Source organism: Mesorhizobium dulcispinae (genome assembly GCF_033977345.1).
Taxonomy (GTDB): Bacteria; Pseudomonadota; Alphaproteobacteria; order Rhizobiales; family Rhizobiaceae; genus Mesorhizobium; species Mesorhizobium dulcispinae.
Genome location: NZ_JAVIIY010000022.1, coordinates 1 through 17,719 on the forward strand (window position 1 = coordinate 1; position 17,719 = coordinate 17,719).

The window sequence follows — 17,719 nt, forward strand, 5'->3', positions numbered from 1 at the left end:
CGGTGGCTCCGGTCGCGCCAGTCGCACCTGTCGAGCCGGTAGCGCCTGTGGCACCCGTAGCGCCGGTCGCGCCTGTCGAGCCGGTATCACCTGTGGCACCCGTAGCGCCGGTCGCGCCAGTGGCTCCGGTCGCGCCGGTGGCTCCGGTCGCGCCAGTCGCACCTGTCGAGCCGGTAGCGCCTGTGGCACCCGTAGCGCCGGTCGCTCCTGTCGAGCCAGTCGCTCCGGTATCACCAGTCGCACCCGTAGCGCCGGTCGCACCAGTGGCTCCGGTCGCGCCAGTCGCACCTGTGGCGCCGGTGGCACCTGTAGCTCCGGTAGCGCCAGTCGCACCCGTAGCGCCGGTTGCGCCTGTAGCGCCGGTTGCTCCTGTTGCTCCGGTCGCGCCTGTTGCACCAGTCGCGCCTGTGGCGCCCGCGCCGGTCGCGCCCGTCGCGCCTGTTGCTCCGGTCGCGCCTGTCGCGCCAGTTGCACCCGCGCCCGTGGCGCCGGTCGCACCCGTGGGGCCGGTCGCACCAGCCGGGCCCGTCGGGCCTATTTGACTCGTAACGGCGAAACTACCGCCATCGAAGTTATTGTTATTGGTGGGATTAGCCGCGCCGGACGTGAAAATATAAGTATTACCTGCACCAGGCGTAAGTGTACCCATTACGCCAAAATTTTGATTGTAAATGGTATAATTGTGAGTAGTGTCCGGAACTGTTATCGTCGCAGCAAATGCAAATACCAGACCGTTGGTTGCAGATGGGAGCTGGAAGCTGCCGACCACCGTATCAGGATTGACAGTTGTATCCACCAGATAGTACGTGTTGACATTACTGCTGTTGCCAGGACCAGTAATCGTACCAGTAAGCGTTAGATTACCCGCTACCAGGACTCCGGTGTAACTTGCTACGCCAACTGGGGTCAGCGGCGGCCGAGGCGCGGACGCGCCCGCACGTGCGTGTAGTTCCCACGCACCGCTCAGAGCTGCTGCGCCAACAAGCGAACTGGACGCGCAAACATCCACGCCGACGGCCTCTTCCAAAGCGTCGACGAAGGCATTGCCTGCCTTTCCTAGCGCCGTCTTGCAGCTCCAGAGCCGCAGTTCGCCGTCCGCAGCTAGCGCCCTGCCGATTGCGGCGAATTCCTCCGCCGCCCGTTTCAACGTGCCGGCCGACCACTCTCCTGCAGTGAAGCAGACCCGACCCGGCGCGCCATGCGCGATGATGTGTACCGCGTCCAGGCCTTCGTGCCCTCTAAGCGCCGCAGCCATCTGCGCCGTTGGCGCTTGACGGCCATCGAGCAGGATGGCCTGGACCTCCGGTCGCACGTTGCTCAGAACAGTCTCGAGGTCGGAGATCGAAGGATCCACAAAGAGAATTTCAGAGGCACGGGCCATGACTGGCTCCTGTTCGCTTCCAATTCAATTCAAGGGGAAGCCACCCACCGGCTTAGTCGGCGAGCGTGCGGCAATGGCGTTTGGCCGGCGGTCATCTTCCTGATGGTCCGATTGCGCCGCTTGGGCGGCCAACGGCAGGGGTCTCCACGCGGAGGAACCCGGAGGCTTGGAAATTCCCGCCATCGTCAAATGTCCCGATCGCGAGAGAGCCGGTAGTGCTTGGAACCTTGACGGTTATGGCGACTGCGTGGCTTCGCTTGACGGCGGCGGGAAGAATGACCTGGCCGACGATCGCGTTCTTTGCGGCGTCCAGAATGAAATAGGTTATATTCTCGGTCGCGTCGCCGATGGGCAAGACGCCCCTAACGGTGACATCCATTGCAGCAGACACATTTAAGTAGCTCATCATGCACTCCCCGATTACCGGCGGCTGTGCCGCGGCTTCTTCTGCTTGACATTTCAATCACCACAGTGCGCCCCGCCCGACGGGCCTAGCCGCAACCTCACGAGAGCTCGCCCGCGAAGGTCTGATGCGGTACAGCCTTTGCTCCGGGCGACTCCGGGGTCCGATCCGCGGACAAACAGATGGCGCCGGTCGCCGGCGACCCGCGATTTGAATAGCCCGGCACGGATTTGGTTTGGACGCGGACAAGGGAGCGGCCCGTCGCGCGTTGCAGCAATAAACTGCCCACCGGTGCATAGATCGGCACCGCTTGTGGCGCTCAGTTGCGGATACTTTTGGAGATTGTCGAAGCGTCGGGCTTCAAACTCCCCAGGATAGGCACGCGATACCACTCCATCCACGATCCACTCCCGTCGGGCCTGACGCCGCTATCTCGGCGAAAACTCGCGAGAGAGCTCCGGAGTGGAAAACCCGATCGACCCGAACAAAAAAGACAAACGCTTACGCGGCCGCGCGCTCACTAAACGCACGTGCTTAGTCGTCCGCGACTTTGGCCTTGCTACTCCGGAACCCCCTGGCTCGATTCCCTACGACTTTAGAATGCCAGCGACCCACGACCTGTGGGTCCTCCCTCAACAGCAGCACATTAGTAAATTTGAAAGTTAGCGATTTGTAAACTATGGCGGCGACTAAACTTAGCTACCTCTAAAGTAGTAGGTCGACATATATTACAGGACCGAAACCCTGGAAAACATTTTTGAAGTCCGCGACTTAACACCCGGCCTTCAATTTGTGTCGATCTCAGAAACGTGATCGAGCACGAGCGCCGCTGTCCATTGCGGCGTGGCGACTGGGTCAACTCCAGCTACCGCTTCGTCGATCTTGACGTTGCTTGGCAAATGGCGGTCAAGTGGGAGGAGATCGTCTGAGGACCTTGGTTGCTCCGGTGGCGGGACAGATGATTGGACTGATTTGAACGCCAGGAAACAATAGGAGCTTCGGGACGGCCCCGCGAACTCATCCGCGGCACGAAGTGAATGGCATTGCTTGAACGTGACGCTACGTCACAGCGAGAGATGGCAATTTACAGATGACACCGGGCAAGCGACTTTGCCTGAACATGATCGTCAAGAACGAGATGGCGAACCTGCAGCGCTGTCTGGAGGCGGTTGTCGACCACATCGATTGCTGGGTCATCGGCGACACCGGGTCGACCGATGGCACACAGGATTACATCAGAGCTTTCTTCGCCGCTCGCAACCTGCCCGGCGAGTTGCATGAGTTCCCCTTCTCAAATTTCGAGCAGGCCCGCAACGCCGCGCTCGATCATGCATATGCTTCGTCGCTCGCCTATGATTATCTGCTTTTTGACGACGCCGACATGGAGTTGGTCGTCGAGGACACGGGCTTTCGAGCGCAGCTCGACTGTCCTGGCTATCGGCTGCTCCAGCGGTCCGGGTCCGACCTCGCCTATTGGAATACCCGTATTGTCAGGCGCGATACCGGCGCCCGCTACCGTGGCGTGACGCATGAATATATTGATGTTCCCGGCGACGTGAAGGAACTGCGGAGCGTTTGGTACAAGGACCATGCCAGCGGATCGAACCGCATCGACAAGTTCGAGCGCGACATAAAACTCTTACTGGAAGCGTTGGAAAAGGATCCGGAGAACCATCGGTACTGGTTTTACCTGGCGCAGTCCTACCGCGACGCCGGACGCACGGCCGAGGCGGCGGTAGCGTACGCCAAACGCGCGGCGATGGGCGGCTGGAACGAGGAGGCATGGAACGCCCGCCTGCAGGAGGCGCGCTGCTTAAAAAAGCTTGGGGACGAGGCAGGCTTCGTTCGCCAGGCGCTTGCTGCCTTCAATCAGCGCCCCCAACGCGCCGAGCCGCTCTACGACCTCGCACAGTTCTATCGCGAGAAGGGGATGAATGACGCAAGCGTGTTGTTTTCGGAAGCAGGGCTGGCGATCGGGAAACCAGAGCAGGACATCCTATTTCTCGAGGATTTCATCTATACGACGGGCCTTTGCGAGGAATACGCGATCGCGGCAAACTACGCGCGTGACCCTTTGCGCAAGGACCGCGGTTTCGCAGCGTGCAACAGGCTGGCGCTGAGCCCTAGCATCGCGGATGGTCCCCGCGATCTGGCACGCTCCAACCTGTTTTTCTACGTTCAGTCCGCCAAAACGATGATGCCATCGTTCACTGCGTACCCGGTCGGGTTCACGCCCCCCGACGGCTATCGGCTCTCAAACCCGTCCGTGGCTCGATGGGGCGACAAGATCGTGCTGTTGCAAGGGGCCGTCAGCTTGATGGGGGCCGAAGAGAATCTCCGGACTCAAGTGCCGGATCGAGCGGCGGACCATACACGCAATTTTTTGCTGCACATCGACAATCAATTCGACATCGCGTCGGCCAATGAAATTTCACAGCCGGCCGACTTGCCGCGATCTGCTTACGATCGGGCTGGGGGGCTTGAGGCCATGCGCCTGTTTGCCTGGGAGGAGCAACTGTGGAGCAGCGCGCACGTGTGCACGTCGGCGGCAGACGGCTGGTCCGAACTGGTCATTGCGCGCATCGACGTTGACGAAACTGCGCCATATCAGATGACTGACTGGCGTCTAATCCGCCCGATCGGTGCGAACGTCAACGACAGCAATTGGATGCCCCTGGTCAAGCCGGCTGGCATCGATACCGACCAGGAGCGGCTGCAGTTCTTTTCTGTGGGTGATCCCATTCGCATCGTCGGCGATCGAGGACAGACGATTTCGGAAAAGCCGGCTTCCGTCGCTGCCGACCAGCTCAAGGGAGGCACGCAGGCCATTCCATTCGAGGGCGGGTGGCTGGCACTTGTCCACGAGATGCGCGCAAGGCTCGACGGGGCCCAGCACTACTGTCAGCACCGCTTCGTTTGGTTGGACGAAACCGGCTGCTTGGCAAAGATCAGCCGGCCGTTCTTCTTCAACGAGAAGGAGGGTGAGTGCGCCGCCGGCCTAGCCTGGCACCCAAAAGAAGAGCGCCTGCTGATTTCGTATAGCGTCGCCGGTAGCCAACCGTGGATCGCCGTCGTCGATGCGTCGGAGGTAAGCTCACTGCTGCAGGCCACAGACCATTTGTCTTCGAGCGAGCGTTTTTGGAGGTCACCGTCCATGAAGTCGCTGGAGGGCGCGAACCTACAAATTGCGGAGGCTCAGCGGAAAGAGCTCGCCGCCCATGCCCGGCCCGGATCCGGCGACCCGAGCAGGGTTGTCCTCTCCAGCAATGCGAAAGGTACAGAGGAGGTTCTGCTCGAGCTAGCCCCATTCCTTCGCTTGGCGGATTCCCCGCATGAGCGTTGCGCTCAATCGCGAACCTTCGATAGCCGGATCGCGCCGTTCCTAAGCTGGGGAGATGCCGCACTGCCTCAGATCCACTGCTTTTACGAGGTGCTTTCCGAGGATGCGAAGCATCGGACCTTGGTTGCCGCCACCACGTCGATGCGCGCGGCAGGCCATCCGGTGAAGGTCTGGAGCTACTCGCCGAGCAAGCTTGAATTCCTCCTGCCGCTCGGCATCGAGGTACGCGCCGCGGATGACGTGATGCCGCGAAGCTTGTTCGAGCAGATGGTCGCAGGCTCCGAGATCCGGTATTTCAGCGACGCCTTTCGCTACGCCGTTCTTTACGAACATGGCGGGCTGTGGATGGATTGCGACGTAGTCATGCTGCGGTCGTTTCCGTTCCGCGGCGAATATTTTTTCAATCTGCAATGGCGCGGCGGGCATCAAGGCCACTTCGTCTGCGGCAACGTGATCTATGCCGAAGCCTACAGCCACCATTTGAGAGCGCTCTACGAGATGTCCATAGAGCGGTTCTACGGTGAGAGCGGGAAGGGGTTCGGCGAGATCGGCCCGAAACTCCTCTCCGACTACATCGCTTCGGATCAAGGCGCCGAGCTGCGTGAATGGGTGTTCGGACCGATGTTCTTTAACTCGATCGACTGGACCGAGATAGGCGAGTTCGAGAAGCCGCTGTCGGATTTGGCCGTCTATTTGAATGATGAGCGCGTCCTGGGAACACATCTGTGGACGGCACGCAACGAGGCCCGCTCCAGCGGCGACGGAGCGCCGCTCATCTCTTTGCTTATCGAGCCGCAGCGCAGCTTTCCCACACTCACCAATCTTGCTGACCGCTTCAACACCGACAAAAACCGACATACAGGCAACCGGCACGCGTACGCGCGCGTGTACGACCGACTGCTATCGAGCAGAAGACTCTCCATGCGCGGGCTGATGGAGATCGGGCTCTGTCGCATCACTGCTGAAGGCAGCCAGTCCGAGACGCCCTCTGTATCGCTCTGGCAGTCCTATTTTCCTTACGCCCAGGTGATCGGTGTCGACCTGACCGATTTTTCTCAGCTCAACAATGACAGGTTTAAATCTTTCGTTTGCGATCAATCCAAGCTGGAGGATCTGCGCTCCGTCGCGGCGAAACTAGAACCGGGCTCACTTGACGTGATCATCGACGACGGCAGCCACGCCTCCTTCGACGAGCAGCTGACGTTGCGCGAATTCTTTCCGTTGCTTGCGGCGGGCGGATGGTATTTTATCGAAGATCTCGACTGGCAGCCACCAGGCGAAAATGCCGGCGAAATCACGCTCACCAAGAATCTGCTGCGAGAAATCCAACAGCACGGCGCGGCGCGATCACTTGACCCGTTGGGTATCAGTGACCTCGCCGATCAGTTCGCCGAAATCCGGTTCTTCGACAGCCACTTCGAGCTTAGCCGGGCAAAATTGCTCGGCGGCCTGGTGGCGATCCGCAAGCGCGGAGGCGTCGGCTTTGTTCGATGAGCGTCACGGGGCGTTACGGACGGGTTCGGGCGGGCCCGACCCGTATAGCGAGACGTCGCTCATGATTGCGTCCAATCGCGGATCCTTTCCTTGAAAGTCGCGGTCTACACCATCGCGCTGAACGAAGCCGCACACGTCGAGAGGTGGGCAAATTCGGCTGTCGGCGCCGACTATCGGATAGTTGCCGACACCGGCAGCACCGACGAAACGGTGTCCCGGCTGATCAATGCCGGCGTCACCGTGCACCGGATCGCGGTCCGCCCGTGGCGCTTCGATGACGCCCGGAATGCCGCCATGGCACTCATCCCCGCCGACGTCGACGTATGCTGCACGATGGACATGGATCGGTTCCTCGAGCCCGGCTGGCGTCCCAAGCTGGAGGCCGCCTGGAGACCCGAGACGACGGCCCTCTATTGTCAGACGATCTACAGATCGAGCGTCGACGACCCAACACCGTTGCGGCAATGGCCTACCAAGAATTTTCACCATCGCTGGGGGTATCGCTTCAAGCGGCCCGTCCATGAGGCCCTCGTCTTCACCGGGGAACGGGAGGTGGCCGCAACCAGTGAAGACCTTGTCATGTTCGAGGTGCAGGATCTGGCCAAGCCAACCAGGAGCAGCTACCTGCCGCTCATGGAGGTCGCCTACCAGGAAGATCCCGACGACGCACAGATATGTTTCTGGCTCGGGCGGGACCTGATGTGGGCGAATCAGCCAGGGCGGGCCGTCCAGTTGCTTCAGCACTATCTTGCCCTGCCGACAAGCACCTGGGGCGAAGAACGAGCCGAAGCGATGCGTTACATTGCGCGTATGCTGCCTGACCAGAGACTGGTTTGGTTGGACAAAGCGCGAATGGAAGCGCCGCATCGGCGCGAAATCTGGGCCGACCTGGCAGAGGAACTCCACGGCAGGGCCGACTGGTTGAATCTGTTCTGGGCGTGCACCAACGGAATCGAAAGGACCCGCCGCACCGGAAGCTATCTCGACGACCAGAACTGCTGGGGATTTCGGCTGTTCGATTTGGGTGCCATCGCCTCATGGCACCTGAATGCGATGGACCGTGCTGTGAAGTGGGGGCAGATGGCGCTCGAGTTTGATCCGGGCAATGAGCGTCTCAGGAACAATCTCGACTTCTTCATTCGGCGCCGGCAAGAGGATCGAGCAGCACCGCTCGGCGAAGAGGGTGCACGGTGAAGGCAACGAGTTGTCCGACGGGAGAGACTGGTCAACTGCAGGTCAAAGCCCGCCTCTCGCTCAGGTATTGATCCGCACCGATGCTTCTGGCCTTTCGTCACTTATGACAAGCGGTGGCAAGCACGCGTAGGCTTTCAGCGACGGCATCACGCCGGCCATGATGCAATCGATACCTGTATTGTTCAGCCTTAGGCCAAAGCCGGCAAAATCGACGATCATCGGCCGTATCGGAAGGCACCAGTCCAACAGCGCACGCGCGCCACGTGGCGAGACGGAATAACAAACCGTGCCAAGCAGATAGTGCGCTCGAAGCAGAGCAGGTTCGATTTCCGCCTCCTGGAAGTCAGCAATATGCGTCATGACTTCACCAGGAAAGAACTCCACCCTGGCACCGGTCCCGCCAGGAAGGCCGTCTAGCCAAGCATAGCATCGTAAGCTTGCGCTCCACAGGATAAAGTCCCAGTCACCTCGAATATTCGACAGGAGCGAGTTCGTGTGTCGTTCGAACTCCCGAGAGAAGATCGCATCATCTTCGGCAACGGTTATCACCTTGTGCCGTCCGACAGCCTCTCTCCAAAGCGTCACGTGCGAAATGGCGCAGCCCAGACTCCCGGGCGCGTACTCCAAATCTGACCTGATGACCCCATGCTCTATCAGCTTGTCGCGGTCGATGGATTTTCCGTCAAATCCGGAGAACCTCCGGACTTCCGGCAGGTGCGAATTTAACTTGCGAAATTTATCTAGCCGCCCGACACTTCGATCGAGGTTGATTACATAAATCTCCGCCATCACGTTTTTAGCCCTTTTTCGTCGACGGTCATTCCACTTTCCATCGAGCGGACCAGCTTGCAACCGCCTCCACTTGAGCGCACTTCAAGTCTAGCCGGTTCGGTGATGGCTGGCGAGACGCCCTCGACCCGGCATTCGAAGCTTGGAGGATTTGCGTCCGGCAATTGGAGGGGCTATGACGCGCCGAGAGTTGGCAGTTGGCATCATCGTTGCGGCAGGATCGGCTACCGCAATGGCAAAACATTCGTTCGCCCTGGATCCTGACTACGCAGCGATGCCGCTACCACCAACTGCTCCCTCCGCGACGCTCCTCTCCGCTCCCATCGAGCTCGCGGGCAATTGGGGCAACATGCTTCCGCACGCGGCAGAACAAGTTGTCGAACGCATGCGGCACGCCTGCCTGGACGGCGTCCGGCTACTCTCTGATCGCCAACCTGTGCGGCTGCGGGTCGACGAGCACACCTCCGGCCAGCCGGCGATCTGGCTGCATCCGGACGGCAGCAGTATGGCGTGGATCATTGTCGACATCGGCGAACGGGACTGGTCGAAGCTCGCCTACCAGTTCGGGCACGAGCTCGGCCACGTCGTCGCGAACAGCTGGCAGCCGGATGCCAAGCCGGCGCCGCCCTGCCAGTGGCTCGAAGAAGCGATGGTCGAAGCGTTCTCGCTGCGCGGCCTCAGGCGGCTGGCGAAAGGCTGGAAGGAGAACCCGCCTTTTGCCGGCGACAATGCTTTCGGTGATTCTATTGGCAATTATAGCGAGGATGTAGTCAGAGGCTATGGCGCGCTCGCCGACCGGCAGGGGCTTACCCGCGACGCTGCGGCCTGGTTCGCCGATCACCGCGACGAGATCGAAATACCCGGGCTCAATCCTTTCGCTCAGGCAATATCCGTGATCCTGCTCGCCGAGTACGACCGCGCGCCCGAGTCTGTCGAGGCGCTGGGCGCGCTTAACCGCTGGCCTGGCCGCAGCGGGGTTCCAATCGCTGAATATCTCCGACGATGGAAAAGGAGCTGTGCCGAATTGCATGCCTCGCCGCACCTGCCGGTCCGACTGCAGGAATTGCTGCATGTTTCCCGGCAGCGACGTTAGTCAATGCAGGCAAATGTGGCGGAAATTCTGTGAGCGCAAACAGGCCGGCTGATCTGAGGTGACCGGCGATGTCGAACAGCGATTTGTGTTATGGGCCGAAACCCACCTTTGACAGCGGCTCAGACAAGCGGAACCCAATCCTAGGGCTTGTTGCAGCCCAATCCGACGCATCCCTTTCCGCTGACGCATGGCGGATTTGCGAATTATCGTACGGGCCCTACCAATTAAGCGGGTCAAGCAAACCTAGGTTGGCACTGGGTTAGCGACGGTCGTTATGTCTTGGCTGGTGCGGAATGGTCTGCTGTTTAGTGGTGTCCGGATTAGTCGGCTCCGCCTTCTGCTCGGAGTGTCGCTGTCGATATACAAGCCTGAACACAATCCCGAGGTAGCCTCCCTGCAACAGAACCGCGGCGAGCAGGGTCCAGGCAACACTCGTCCAAACGGATCCTGTGGCCGCATAGACCCAAGTTCCGACAACGCTCGACGCCATCAGCATTCCGACCAGAAACTGAGGAAAATACATCTCCCCAATCCCGCTTCCATCGTCGCGCACTCAAGGCAAAATTTCATTATTTTAGCAATCGAGCAAGTATCGCCACCCATACCAACTTCGATGAAGCACGGTTGTGTGCGTCAAGTTCTGCAAAAGGGGGCGGTCATGAAGCTGGTCATGCGGCTTGGCGCCCTGAGGCGGACACCCAATGGCCGATCCATGATGGATCTCCACTCGACTGGTCAACGCAGCGAACAAACATGTATGGATAATGTTCCAGCCCGGACTTGCACCTAAAGGATGAGACGCAGTCGCAGTGCCGACCTGCGGCGGTGGCTCGAAACAGCACGTAGACGCCCACGCCTGCCATCAGCAAGCAAGACGCTGCCATTCTGACCAAGTCGCACTGCCGCTGCGTTTTAGTCCTTCTCCATGACAGTGAGGGCGTCAGTTTTGCTATCCCCATTCCATGGGAACGCCTGCTGTTCGATGATGGTCAGCCCGGCACGTGCGCAAACATGCTCGACAAATCCCTTTGGCATAAAGTTCCGCCAATCGGGATTTTCCTTGAACGTTCCGGTCGGGTTTTCCGAGTAGTTCGAATGATGAAGGATAGCTCGCCCCCTCGGCTTCAAGACCGAGGCGACTTCCATAATGTACGACGCCACGGTCAGCGGTTCGAAATGAACCATCGAGTCGTAGCTGAAGACTGAGGAAAAACGCCCCTTTTCAAAAGGTAGACTCTTGCCGTCCGTCGAAAGGGTTACGGTCACATGCGAAGCGCTTGCAAAGCGTCTCCTAGCTAATGCGGTGGCGTCCACTGAAGTGTCGATTAACGTCAGCCGCCTGCAGCGGCCCACGATCTGCGCCGAATGGCGGCCGGCACCACTGGCTATGTCAAGCACGTCATCCAAATCCAAATATTGCTCAAAAGCTTTGCGAAAGCGGCTTTCCGGCGCCCAAAACAAAGCTAGAAACTCAGGCTTCTCGTATCGTTCAAAGTACTCATAGTCAGAGGCACCAACATTGCGCCACGTATCGGCGATTGCTTCGTGCTCCGCGTCAGCCTCAGTCATGGTAAGTCTCCTCGTCTGCCTGGCGCCTGCTGCGGCCCCAGTGGCCACTGCGCCGATCAGACTGATCACCCAGAGAGCGCTAAGCCAAAGATGTATCGTTGCAGGGCGGCGCTGTAGGTGCCGTCGTTCGCAAATCGATCCCAGAGGGCGAAGCAGGTTGTAAGTGCGGCCAGAGCCAGAACCGTGCGCATTGGTACTCCCACCCAGCGCTAGAAACGCCAGTGGTAGGTTCTTCTCCGAATATAGTCTATTGCTAATAAAGTAGGCGACCTAGCGCGACCTCTACGCTGAGTCCCACCTCCAAATGCATTATCGGGCGATGAAGACAACCGACCGATGACCGAGATGCGGCAGAGCCGCGGCTCACCTCGTGCGAAGGTGACCACCATCGAGTCAGCAACGAAATGGGGTATTTCACACTGAGAGGTCCCCTGCCCGGTCGACCTAGCGATCGCGAGCGATCCGCAAGCTCCAAGCAAAGAGATGAGAGATTCACGCAACACATGGCCGCTGGGACGCGTGGCGTGGTTCGGCCACCCAAACGCCGTCGATGAGATCGAATGATTGATCCATCCCTGGTGGAGGGCGTGGGATGCACTAGCCGCGCAGCGGTTCGTAGAGTTCGAGAAGCGCAACGCGGAAAGCAAAGATGGAACTTTCTGCGTAGTTGAATTAATATTGCAGCTTCAGGTTGACATGGGGCTGGGTAAATCTGGGCAAGATGAGGTCATCAAAGCAGCCGCTTGGATTCGGGCGGGAACCTTCGTTTGCTGATGTAAGTTGGGAAAGAGCGCTGCAGGGATTCGCGCGCCGTGTCTATCCGGCCAACACGATGATCGCGGGCGACCCCCACACCAGATCCGTTATTCTGATCATTACTTCCGGGTGGGCAGCGTTTGCCAAAACGCTGCCCAACGGCTCGCGCCTGATCGTCGACTTTGCGCTTCCCCACGAAATTGCTTTGATCGAGTTCGCAGGAGAATCGAGCGAGACAGTAACAGCCCTGTCGGACGTGGCGGCGATCGAGCTGCCCGGGCCTGTCCATTCTTGTTTTTCGCGTTATCCGCAACCCATTTGCGAGGCCATCTTGCGGGCTGAGGCAAGCCGCTATTCAAGGGTTGCTGAACATCTTGCAGGGGTCAGTCGAAGGGGCGCCGTTGAGCGCACGGCCCATCTTCTTCTCGAACTGGCCTGCCGTGCGCATCGGTCGGCAACGAGTTATCCGGACCGCGTTCATTGCCCGCTGACCCAAGCCGAGCTGGCCGACGCGTTAGGGCTTTCGGCGGTGCATGTCAGCCGCGTCTTGAAGTCATTGCGCGAGGCCGGCCTGGCTTCATTCCGCAATGGCGTGGTTAGGTTGCATGACCATGCCCGACTCATCGAAACAGCCGGGTTCGATCGGTCTTATATCTCGAACTGATCAGGCAGCTACCGATCCCAGCGCAGCGCGCCGAGGAAAGTCAGCGTGCGCCAATGACCGTGCGGAGCTAGGCCGCGCAGGCGCTTCCTCGGCCCCCCACCGCACAGCGGAGCCATGTTGGTCTTGATCCAGGTCTCATCGATGAAGATCAGGCGCCGCTACCTTCCATCTCTGCGTGATATCGCAGACCCCGATGCTGAACGGGGAGCGATCGATCTATTAACTTCGGCTTGAACCAAGCCGGCGCCAAGCTGTCTTCGAGATAACTTTCCGGCGCCGCCTGCCCGCTGATCAGTTTGAAGCCCGCTGCGGCGGCATTGCAGCGGGCTTCACTTTACGCACTGGGAGCCGGAATTGAGGGGGGACACAGGGCAATCCGGCCGGCACTTCTAACGAGAGATTCGAGTTTTGGTTCCGCTGTCATTGGCATATTTTAGAGGTTGCTTGACTAAGGCGTTTGGAGCGCCAGACTCATGGCATGGCGAAACGCATCAGGGTGAGCGATGAGGTCGCAATCACCTCGACGATGCGCCGTCGGATCACAGAGGATCGCACCAGCGTCTCAATCCCCTCCTGCGGTTTCCCACACGCGATCGTCGACAAGACATAAGTCGCTGAAGAAGGGCCAGCACATCACAGCGTTCGGCTCCATTTTGGATGACGGTTGGTAGGCGATAACCAAGATCGGCGGCTTGCTCTTCCGCATGGATGCGCGTGTGATAGTCTCGCCTACGGCAGCTCCTCTTTGGGCGCCGGCAGATGGCCTGACACCTACCTATTCCAACGCGAGCTGTCGGTCGCCGGCGCTCCCTTTTCGGGAGCGCGCGGCTCACGGCACCGAAGATAGGGACCTTCCGCGGCGAAGACTACGCCTGCCAGCTCAAAAGCCTGGCGCATGGCAGCGCATTTCTGAGGGCGTAGAATCCGGATCTCGTCTTCAAAGTCCTTGATAGTCCCTTCGCCAAGGCTGGACTTGACGCCAAGCCGCACCCGAGACCACTTCAAGAGCGCGCGTGCGGCCAGCGACTGCTGCGGGGTTATTGTGTCTGCCAAGGGGTTCTAGTCCCGCTCCGGTCTAGGCTGCACCAGTTTGGTATCGACCAACTCGGGCAGGCGTGGATGAGTTGGCGCTTTGATAGATGCGGTAGTCATTGCGTCTGGCGGTGTGAGGATGACCATGTTCGCCCCCGATCCGTCCAGAGCGGCTGACTGGCGACGAAGAACACGACCGCCAGAACGCACATCAGGAGAAGCGTGGCAAGGACGTTCGCGATCAATTCGCCGAGATGCATGGTGCTGCCAATTGCCCGTGTTTTTGAAAAAGGCTCAGCTTGTCGGCATAGCCCAAGTGAAGCGCAGCCACCACCTGCTGCGGCAGGGCAGCCGAGGAGTTGCTCAACGTTGGTTCCAAGGCAGTAAGCACCTTTCGCTGCAAAGCCTGTAAGACAAAGTCGCCGTGCGTTCGAGTGCCACCATCCGATCGTCAAGGACGGCCATTGCTTCCTGCTATCATCGTAATAAGCGCGCTGCCACTAGCCGGCGAAGGCGTGTCCTCGCTCCAGTCACGCCTCGCCACAGGATTTCCGCGCCGAAAGTTAAGACTGAAAGTCTGAAATGGGACCCGCACGCCGCCGGTGGCCTATTGACGATCTCAGCAGAAAAGCGGCCGGTCTTGAAACCGCCAGCCTGGGATCTGTGAAGTTATCTTAGTGACCCTGTTTACGCTTCCAGCGCCGGTTCGCCGTGATCTCAACAACACCAGCCGCGGCTGCGCGTTTTAGCCAGACTTCGGCTTGGTGGATCTCAAGACCGAAGCTATCAGCGATGTTCGAGGTGTCTTGGGGAGCGTCGAGGACGGATAACAGTCGCTCGCGGAAAAGATTGAAAAGGATGTCTCGGGAGGAATCGTCGGCAGTAGCCTGTTCCCTGGTTGAAAAAAGAGGCAGCGATTCTGGTGCGTCAATTCTCACGTCCAAAAGCGAATGGATTGGCCGTTCGTGGCTTAGCCACCCGTCAGAAATCTCAACCAGGCCTGCATTGAGCAGAGCAACATTTCCTTCACGCGTTTCATGGCCAGTCCGGACAAAAGCAGGAGCCCAGCGATGCTTCAAATTCTCTATGGCGCCGCTCCAAGTTCCGCCTTTGATGTCGCTGTCTGCTACGATCACCACATCTCCGGCTGCATAAATGTACCGGTTGCGCTCCATTGCCTGCGTGACGGTAAAGCGAGCGTCCGGCTCGACATGGGAAATGAGCAAGAGGTTCCCACTCCCAATAGCTTGCCGGTATCGTTTTGATAGTACCGATTTAAAAAGCGAGTCTGAAAGGATGCCTACGGCATAACCGCCGTGATCAAGCCCTCCTTCCATTGCGGCTCGGTCTACGCCGCGAGCGTCTCCCGACACTGTAACAACACCTTCCGCCGCAGCCCGTTCACCGATGACATGTGCGAAACGAAGGCCTTCCTGCGTGGCATCACGCGATCCGACCACGCTTATTGTCGGGCGCTCCAACAACGAAAGATCGCCGGCATAATAGAGGATGGGACTTGATCCGCTTTTGAGCAGGCGCCTGAAGCGTGCGGGGTAGTTGGGGTCTGCTCGACTGACTAGTCGAATGCCAACTTGGCTCCAGGATTCGACCGCAAGAGCCAATGCCGTGCCGCGCGAGATCAGCAGACTAAGCCGTTCTCGGTCCACTGGAAGGTCGTCTGGCAATTGCCGGAAAAGATCAGAAGGGCGCAGTCCACGTTGGTGCAGGTTCTGGGCAACCCTATTGAATTCCACGCGCGTCAGCGGTTTGGCCCTACCTTCGCCAAATCGCCCTACCAGCAGGGCGGTTGCCTGACCGTCTAGTGAAAGCGAAGTTGTCGTCATCCGGCATTACTCGCTGATGCCAATGCTAGGGCCAACGGAAAAACTTGTCCGCTGCCGGCCGCCCGTAGCAGCGCTCCGACGACGGTCAGCGACCAGCGGGAGTCGGCAATATCGTCCACAAGCAAGACTGGACCAACCTCGACCTGATCTGGGTCGACGTGAAATGCTCCGTCCAAGTTCTGGGCCTGCTGCCAATTGTTCATCATGTTCCGCTGCCGCTGGGTCTCCTGGACCTTAGAAACAGCAGGTCGGAAGGGAATTTCAAGTGCCTCCGCCAACCGCCGCGCGAAATCGGGAACTAGCTCTTCTGATCGGAGGGATGGGATACAGGTGACCCATTCAGGTGCCGGATGCGGCGCCCAACGCTCGATCATCTCAACACAAGCGTCGACGAGCTCGTCAGGGAAACGCCCATCCTCTTTTCCCTGCTCAACAAGCGTGGCCCAGCCCGCGTCTCGCCAGATTGAGAGCGCACGGCCTTCCTCGTTGCGAAGCTCAGGCCGGATGTTGCCGCGCCATCCATAACCCTCAAACGCACCAGAGATCCACTGCCGGCGCGCGTCGAGCGGCACCTCGCTTCGCTTTATGAAACGCGCGGCGGCTGCGACAGTCGCGCGATCGGGAACTATATCAATGACGGGCTCGCCGAGACATACCTCGCATTTCCCGCATTCAGTCGCTTCAGGATCATCCAACTCCTGGCCTAGAAAAGCCATTAAACAGGTCTCCGCGCGGGCATAATCTTGCACATGCTGCCACTCAGCCTCTCTTTGGCCCGCTAGCCGTTCGATGCGTCCTCTATCGACGGCATAGGGGTTGGGGGTCCGATACCAACGCGAGTCCCGCTTAGCGATGGGAGGATTGTCCTCGACCGCGAGAAGCTTGAGGACTTTCTCAAGCTGGCCCTTGCGAAGGTTCACAACCTTCAGAAGGTCGTTGATACTAAGCCCATCATCTGCGTCATCCAATGCCGCCAGCACTCGCTCAACATCTCGGTCCGGCGGGAATGCCGCATCAATAAAATAGTGATTGATTTCGTCGTCTTCTTCGCCTGTCATGAGAATGCCAACCGCCTCGGCAATTCCACGTCCAGCGCGACCTACCTGCTGGTAATAGTGGACAATCGACTGTGGCGCTTGGAAGTGTATGACGAACGCGAGGTCGGGCTTATCGAAACCCATACCCAAGGCGTTGGTTGAAACGAGAGCTTTAATTTCGTTGCGTAGCAACCTTCCCTCGAGTGCCTCGCGCGCGCCTTCGTCCCCTTCCGCTTGTCCAAGTGCTCCATAATAGGCTTCAGCCTCAATGCCTTGATCTTGCAGCCACGCCGTCACTGACTTCGCGTCGCGTACGGTCGACGTATAAATGATACCGCTGCCATCAATCCCCGGAAGTGCGAGCGCCAGCCACGCCAATCGAGACGCACGGTTTGGCAGATCGACTGTCTGCAAGGCGATGGTCTCCCGCATGAGTGAACCTCGCTGCAACTCTGTATTTTCGCCGAGCTGAACGAGAATATCCTCCACCACGCGCTCATTTGCAGTCGCGGTCGTTGCAAGCACCGCGACATTGGGCGGAAGCTCTCGGAGCAGCCTATTGATCCGTTGATAACTTGGGCGAAAATCGTGACCCCAGTCAGAAATACAGTGAGCTTCATCCACCACAAGGAACGCGATATTTTCGGCAATGGGGAGCAGGCATTCTTCCAAAAACTCCGGATTCTCCAACCTTTCCGGCGAGACGAGCAGCAAGTCAACGTTGTCGGCGCGAACCCGCGTCGTTATCTCGTGCCATTCATCCCGATTGGTGCTGTTGATAGTCTCGGCTGTCAGATGAAGCCCCCGCGCAGCTGCGATCTGGTTGCGCATGAGTGCGAGAAGAGGGGAAATGATCAGGGTTGTTCCGGCACCTTGATCTCGCAAAATCCTCGTCGAGAGGAAATAGACCATGCTTTTTCCCCAACCGGTCCGCTGGACAAGAAGTACGCGCCGACGCCCATTTGCAATGGCGTCGATAGCCGGCCATTGACCCTCCATGAACTCCGCGCTCGCATCGCCAAGGGCTTGGCGTAGTAGGCGGAGACCTTCGCTTCGAGTTACCAAGCTTTTCTTCCCCCTTGCTATATGATCGGCGACCGCCGGAATCCGCGCGTCGACTCAG

Annotated in this window: 11 protein-coding genes and 1 pseudogene; 4 read left to right on the forward strand and 8 right to left on the reverse strand. The window is 59.1% G+C overall.

The features are described 5' to 3' along the window. Both RFN30_RS28770 and RFN30_RS28775 read right to left on the reverse strand, forming a co-directional pair. A partial coding sequence (locus RFN30_RS28770; RefSeq protein ID WP_320265445.1) for a DUF4347 domain-containing protein occupies positions 1–1,381 on the reverse strand: 1,381 nt, incomplete at its 3' end. A 91-nt stretch (positions 1,382–1,472) separates the two neighbouring features. Next, entirely contained in the window at positions 1,473–1,787 is a 315-nt protein-coding gene (locus tag RFN30_RS28775) for a hypothetical protein (protein WP_320265446.1), read from the reverse strand. Between the two features lie 1,087 nt (positions 1,788–2,874). On the opposite strand from RFN30_RS28775, the gene RFN30_RS28780 reads away from it, so the two are divergent. Continuing rightward, positions 2,875–6,618, forward strand: a complete 3,744-nt coding sequence (locus tag RFN30_RS28780; protein ID WP_320265447.1) for a glycosyltransferase — start codon at positions 2,875–2,877, stop codon at positions 6,616–6,618. Positions 6,619–6,708: 90 nt separating this feature from the next. After that, positions 6,709–7,812, forward strand: coding sequence for a tetratricopeptide repeat-containing glycosyltransferase (locus tag RFN30_RS28785; RefSeq protein WP_320265448.1), 1,104 nt, complete (start codon positions 6,709–6,711; stop codon positions 7,810–7,812). A gap of 60 nt (positions 7,813–7,872) precedes the next feature. Here RFN30_RS28785 and RFN30_RS28790 read toward each other — a convergent pair whose 3' ends face one another. Next, complete coding sequence (locus RFN30_RS28790) at positions 7,873–8,601, reverse strand: glycosyltransferase family 25 protein (RefSeq protein ID WP_320265449.1); 729 nt, start codon at positions 8,599–8,601, stop codon at positions 7,873–7,875. Between the two features lie 232 nt (positions 8,602–8,833). Here RFN30_RS28790 and RFN30_RS28795 point away from each other — a divergent pair, with 232 nt between their 5' ends. Beyond that, positions 8,834–9,694 carry a hypothetical protein gene (locus tag RFN30_RS28795; protein ID WP_320265450.1) on the forward strand — a complete coding sequence of 287 codons (861 nt, stop codon included), beginning with the start codon at positions 8,834–8,836 and terminating at the stop codon, positions 9,692–9,694. A gap of 259 nt (positions 9,695–9,953) precedes the next feature. Here RFN30_RS28795 and RFN30_RS32535 read toward each other — a convergent pair whose 3' ends face one another. Together RFN30_RS32535 and RFN30_RS28800 are read right to left on the reverse strand one after the other, a co-directional pair. Next, entirely contained in the window at positions 9,954–10,217 is a 264-nt protein-coding gene (locus tag RFN30_RS32535) for an exopolysaccharide production repressor protein (RefSeq protein ID WP_502572754.1), read from the reverse strand. A 389-nt stretch (positions 10,218–10,606) separates the two neighbouring features. Next, a complete protein-coding gene (locus RFN30_RS28800; RefSeq protein WP_320265451.1) occupies positions 10,607–11,263 on the reverse strand; it encodes a class I SAM-dependent methyltransferase in 657 nt (218 codons plus the stop codon). Between the two features lie 691 nt (positions 11,264–11,954). Between RFN30_RS28800 and RFN30_RS28805 the strand changes: the two genes are divergently transcribed. Next, positions 11,955–12,683: a Crp/Fnr family transcriptional regulator gene (locus RFN30_RS28805; protein WP_320265452.1), complete on the forward strand. Its 729-nt coding sequence runs from the start codon at positions 11,955–11,957 to the stop codon at positions 12,681–12,683. A gap of 11 nt (positions 12,684–12,694) precedes the next feature. On the opposite strand, the pseudogene RFN30_RS28810 reads toward RFN30_RS28805, so the two are convergent. The 3 genes and pseudogenes from RFN30_RS28810 to RFN30_RS28820 form a co-directional block, all read right to left on the reverse strand. After that, a pseudogene (locus RFN30_RS28810) lies at positions 12,695–12,838 on the reverse strand (IS630 family transposase); the annotation flags it as partial. A 1,551-nt stretch (positions 12,839–14,389) separates the two neighbouring features. Then, positions 14,390–15,559 carry a DNA-processing protein DprA gene (locus RFN30_RS28815; RefSeq protein WP_320265453.1) on the reverse strand — a complete coding sequence of 390 codons (1,170 nt, stop codon included), beginning with the start codon at positions 15,557–15,559 and terminating at the stop codon, positions 14,390–14,392. Beyond that, positions 15,556–17,661 carry a RecQ family ATP-dependent DNA helicase gene (locus tag RFN30_RS28820; protein WP_320265454.1) on the reverse strand — a complete coding sequence of 702 codons (2,106 nt, stop codon included), beginning with the start codon at positions 17,659–17,661 and terminating at the stop codon, positions 15,556–15,558. Before RFN30_RS28820 ends, RFN30_RS28815 begins: the two co-directional genes overlap by 4 nt. Positions 17,662–17,719: the final 58 nt, after the last annotated feature.

Excerpts from the sequence above, each read along its gene's own strand:
- RFN30_RS28775 (WP_320265446.1), bottom strand. The coding sequence starts at position 1,787 with ATGAGCTACTTAAATGTGTCTGCTGCAATGGATGTCACCGTTAGGGGC.
- RFN30_RS28780 (WP_320265447.1), top strand. The coding sequence starts at position 2,875 with ATGACACCGGGCAAGCGACTTTGCCTGAACATGATCGTCAAGAACGAG.
- RFN30_RS28790 (WP_320265449.1), bottom strand. The coding sequence starts at position 8,601 with ATGGCGGAGATTTATGTAATCAACCTCGATCGAAGTGTCGGGCGGCTA.
- RFN30_RS28795 (WP_320265450.1), top strand. The coding sequence starts at position 8,834 with ATGGCAAAACATTCGTTCGCCCTGGATCCTGACTACGCAGCGATGCCG.
- RFN30_RS32535 (WP_502572754.1), bottom strand. The coding sequence starts at position 10,217 with ATGTATTTTCCTCAGTTTCTGGTCGGAATGCTGATGGCGTCGAGCGTT.
- RFN30_RS28800 (WP_320265451.1), bottom strand. The coding sequence starts at position 11,263 with ATGACTGAGGCTGACGCGGAGCACGAAGCAATCGCCGATACGTGGCGC.
- RFN30_RS28815 (WP_320265453.1), bottom strand. The coding sequence starts at position 15,559 with ATGACGACAACTTCGCTTTCACTAGACGGTCAGGCAACCGCCCTGCTG.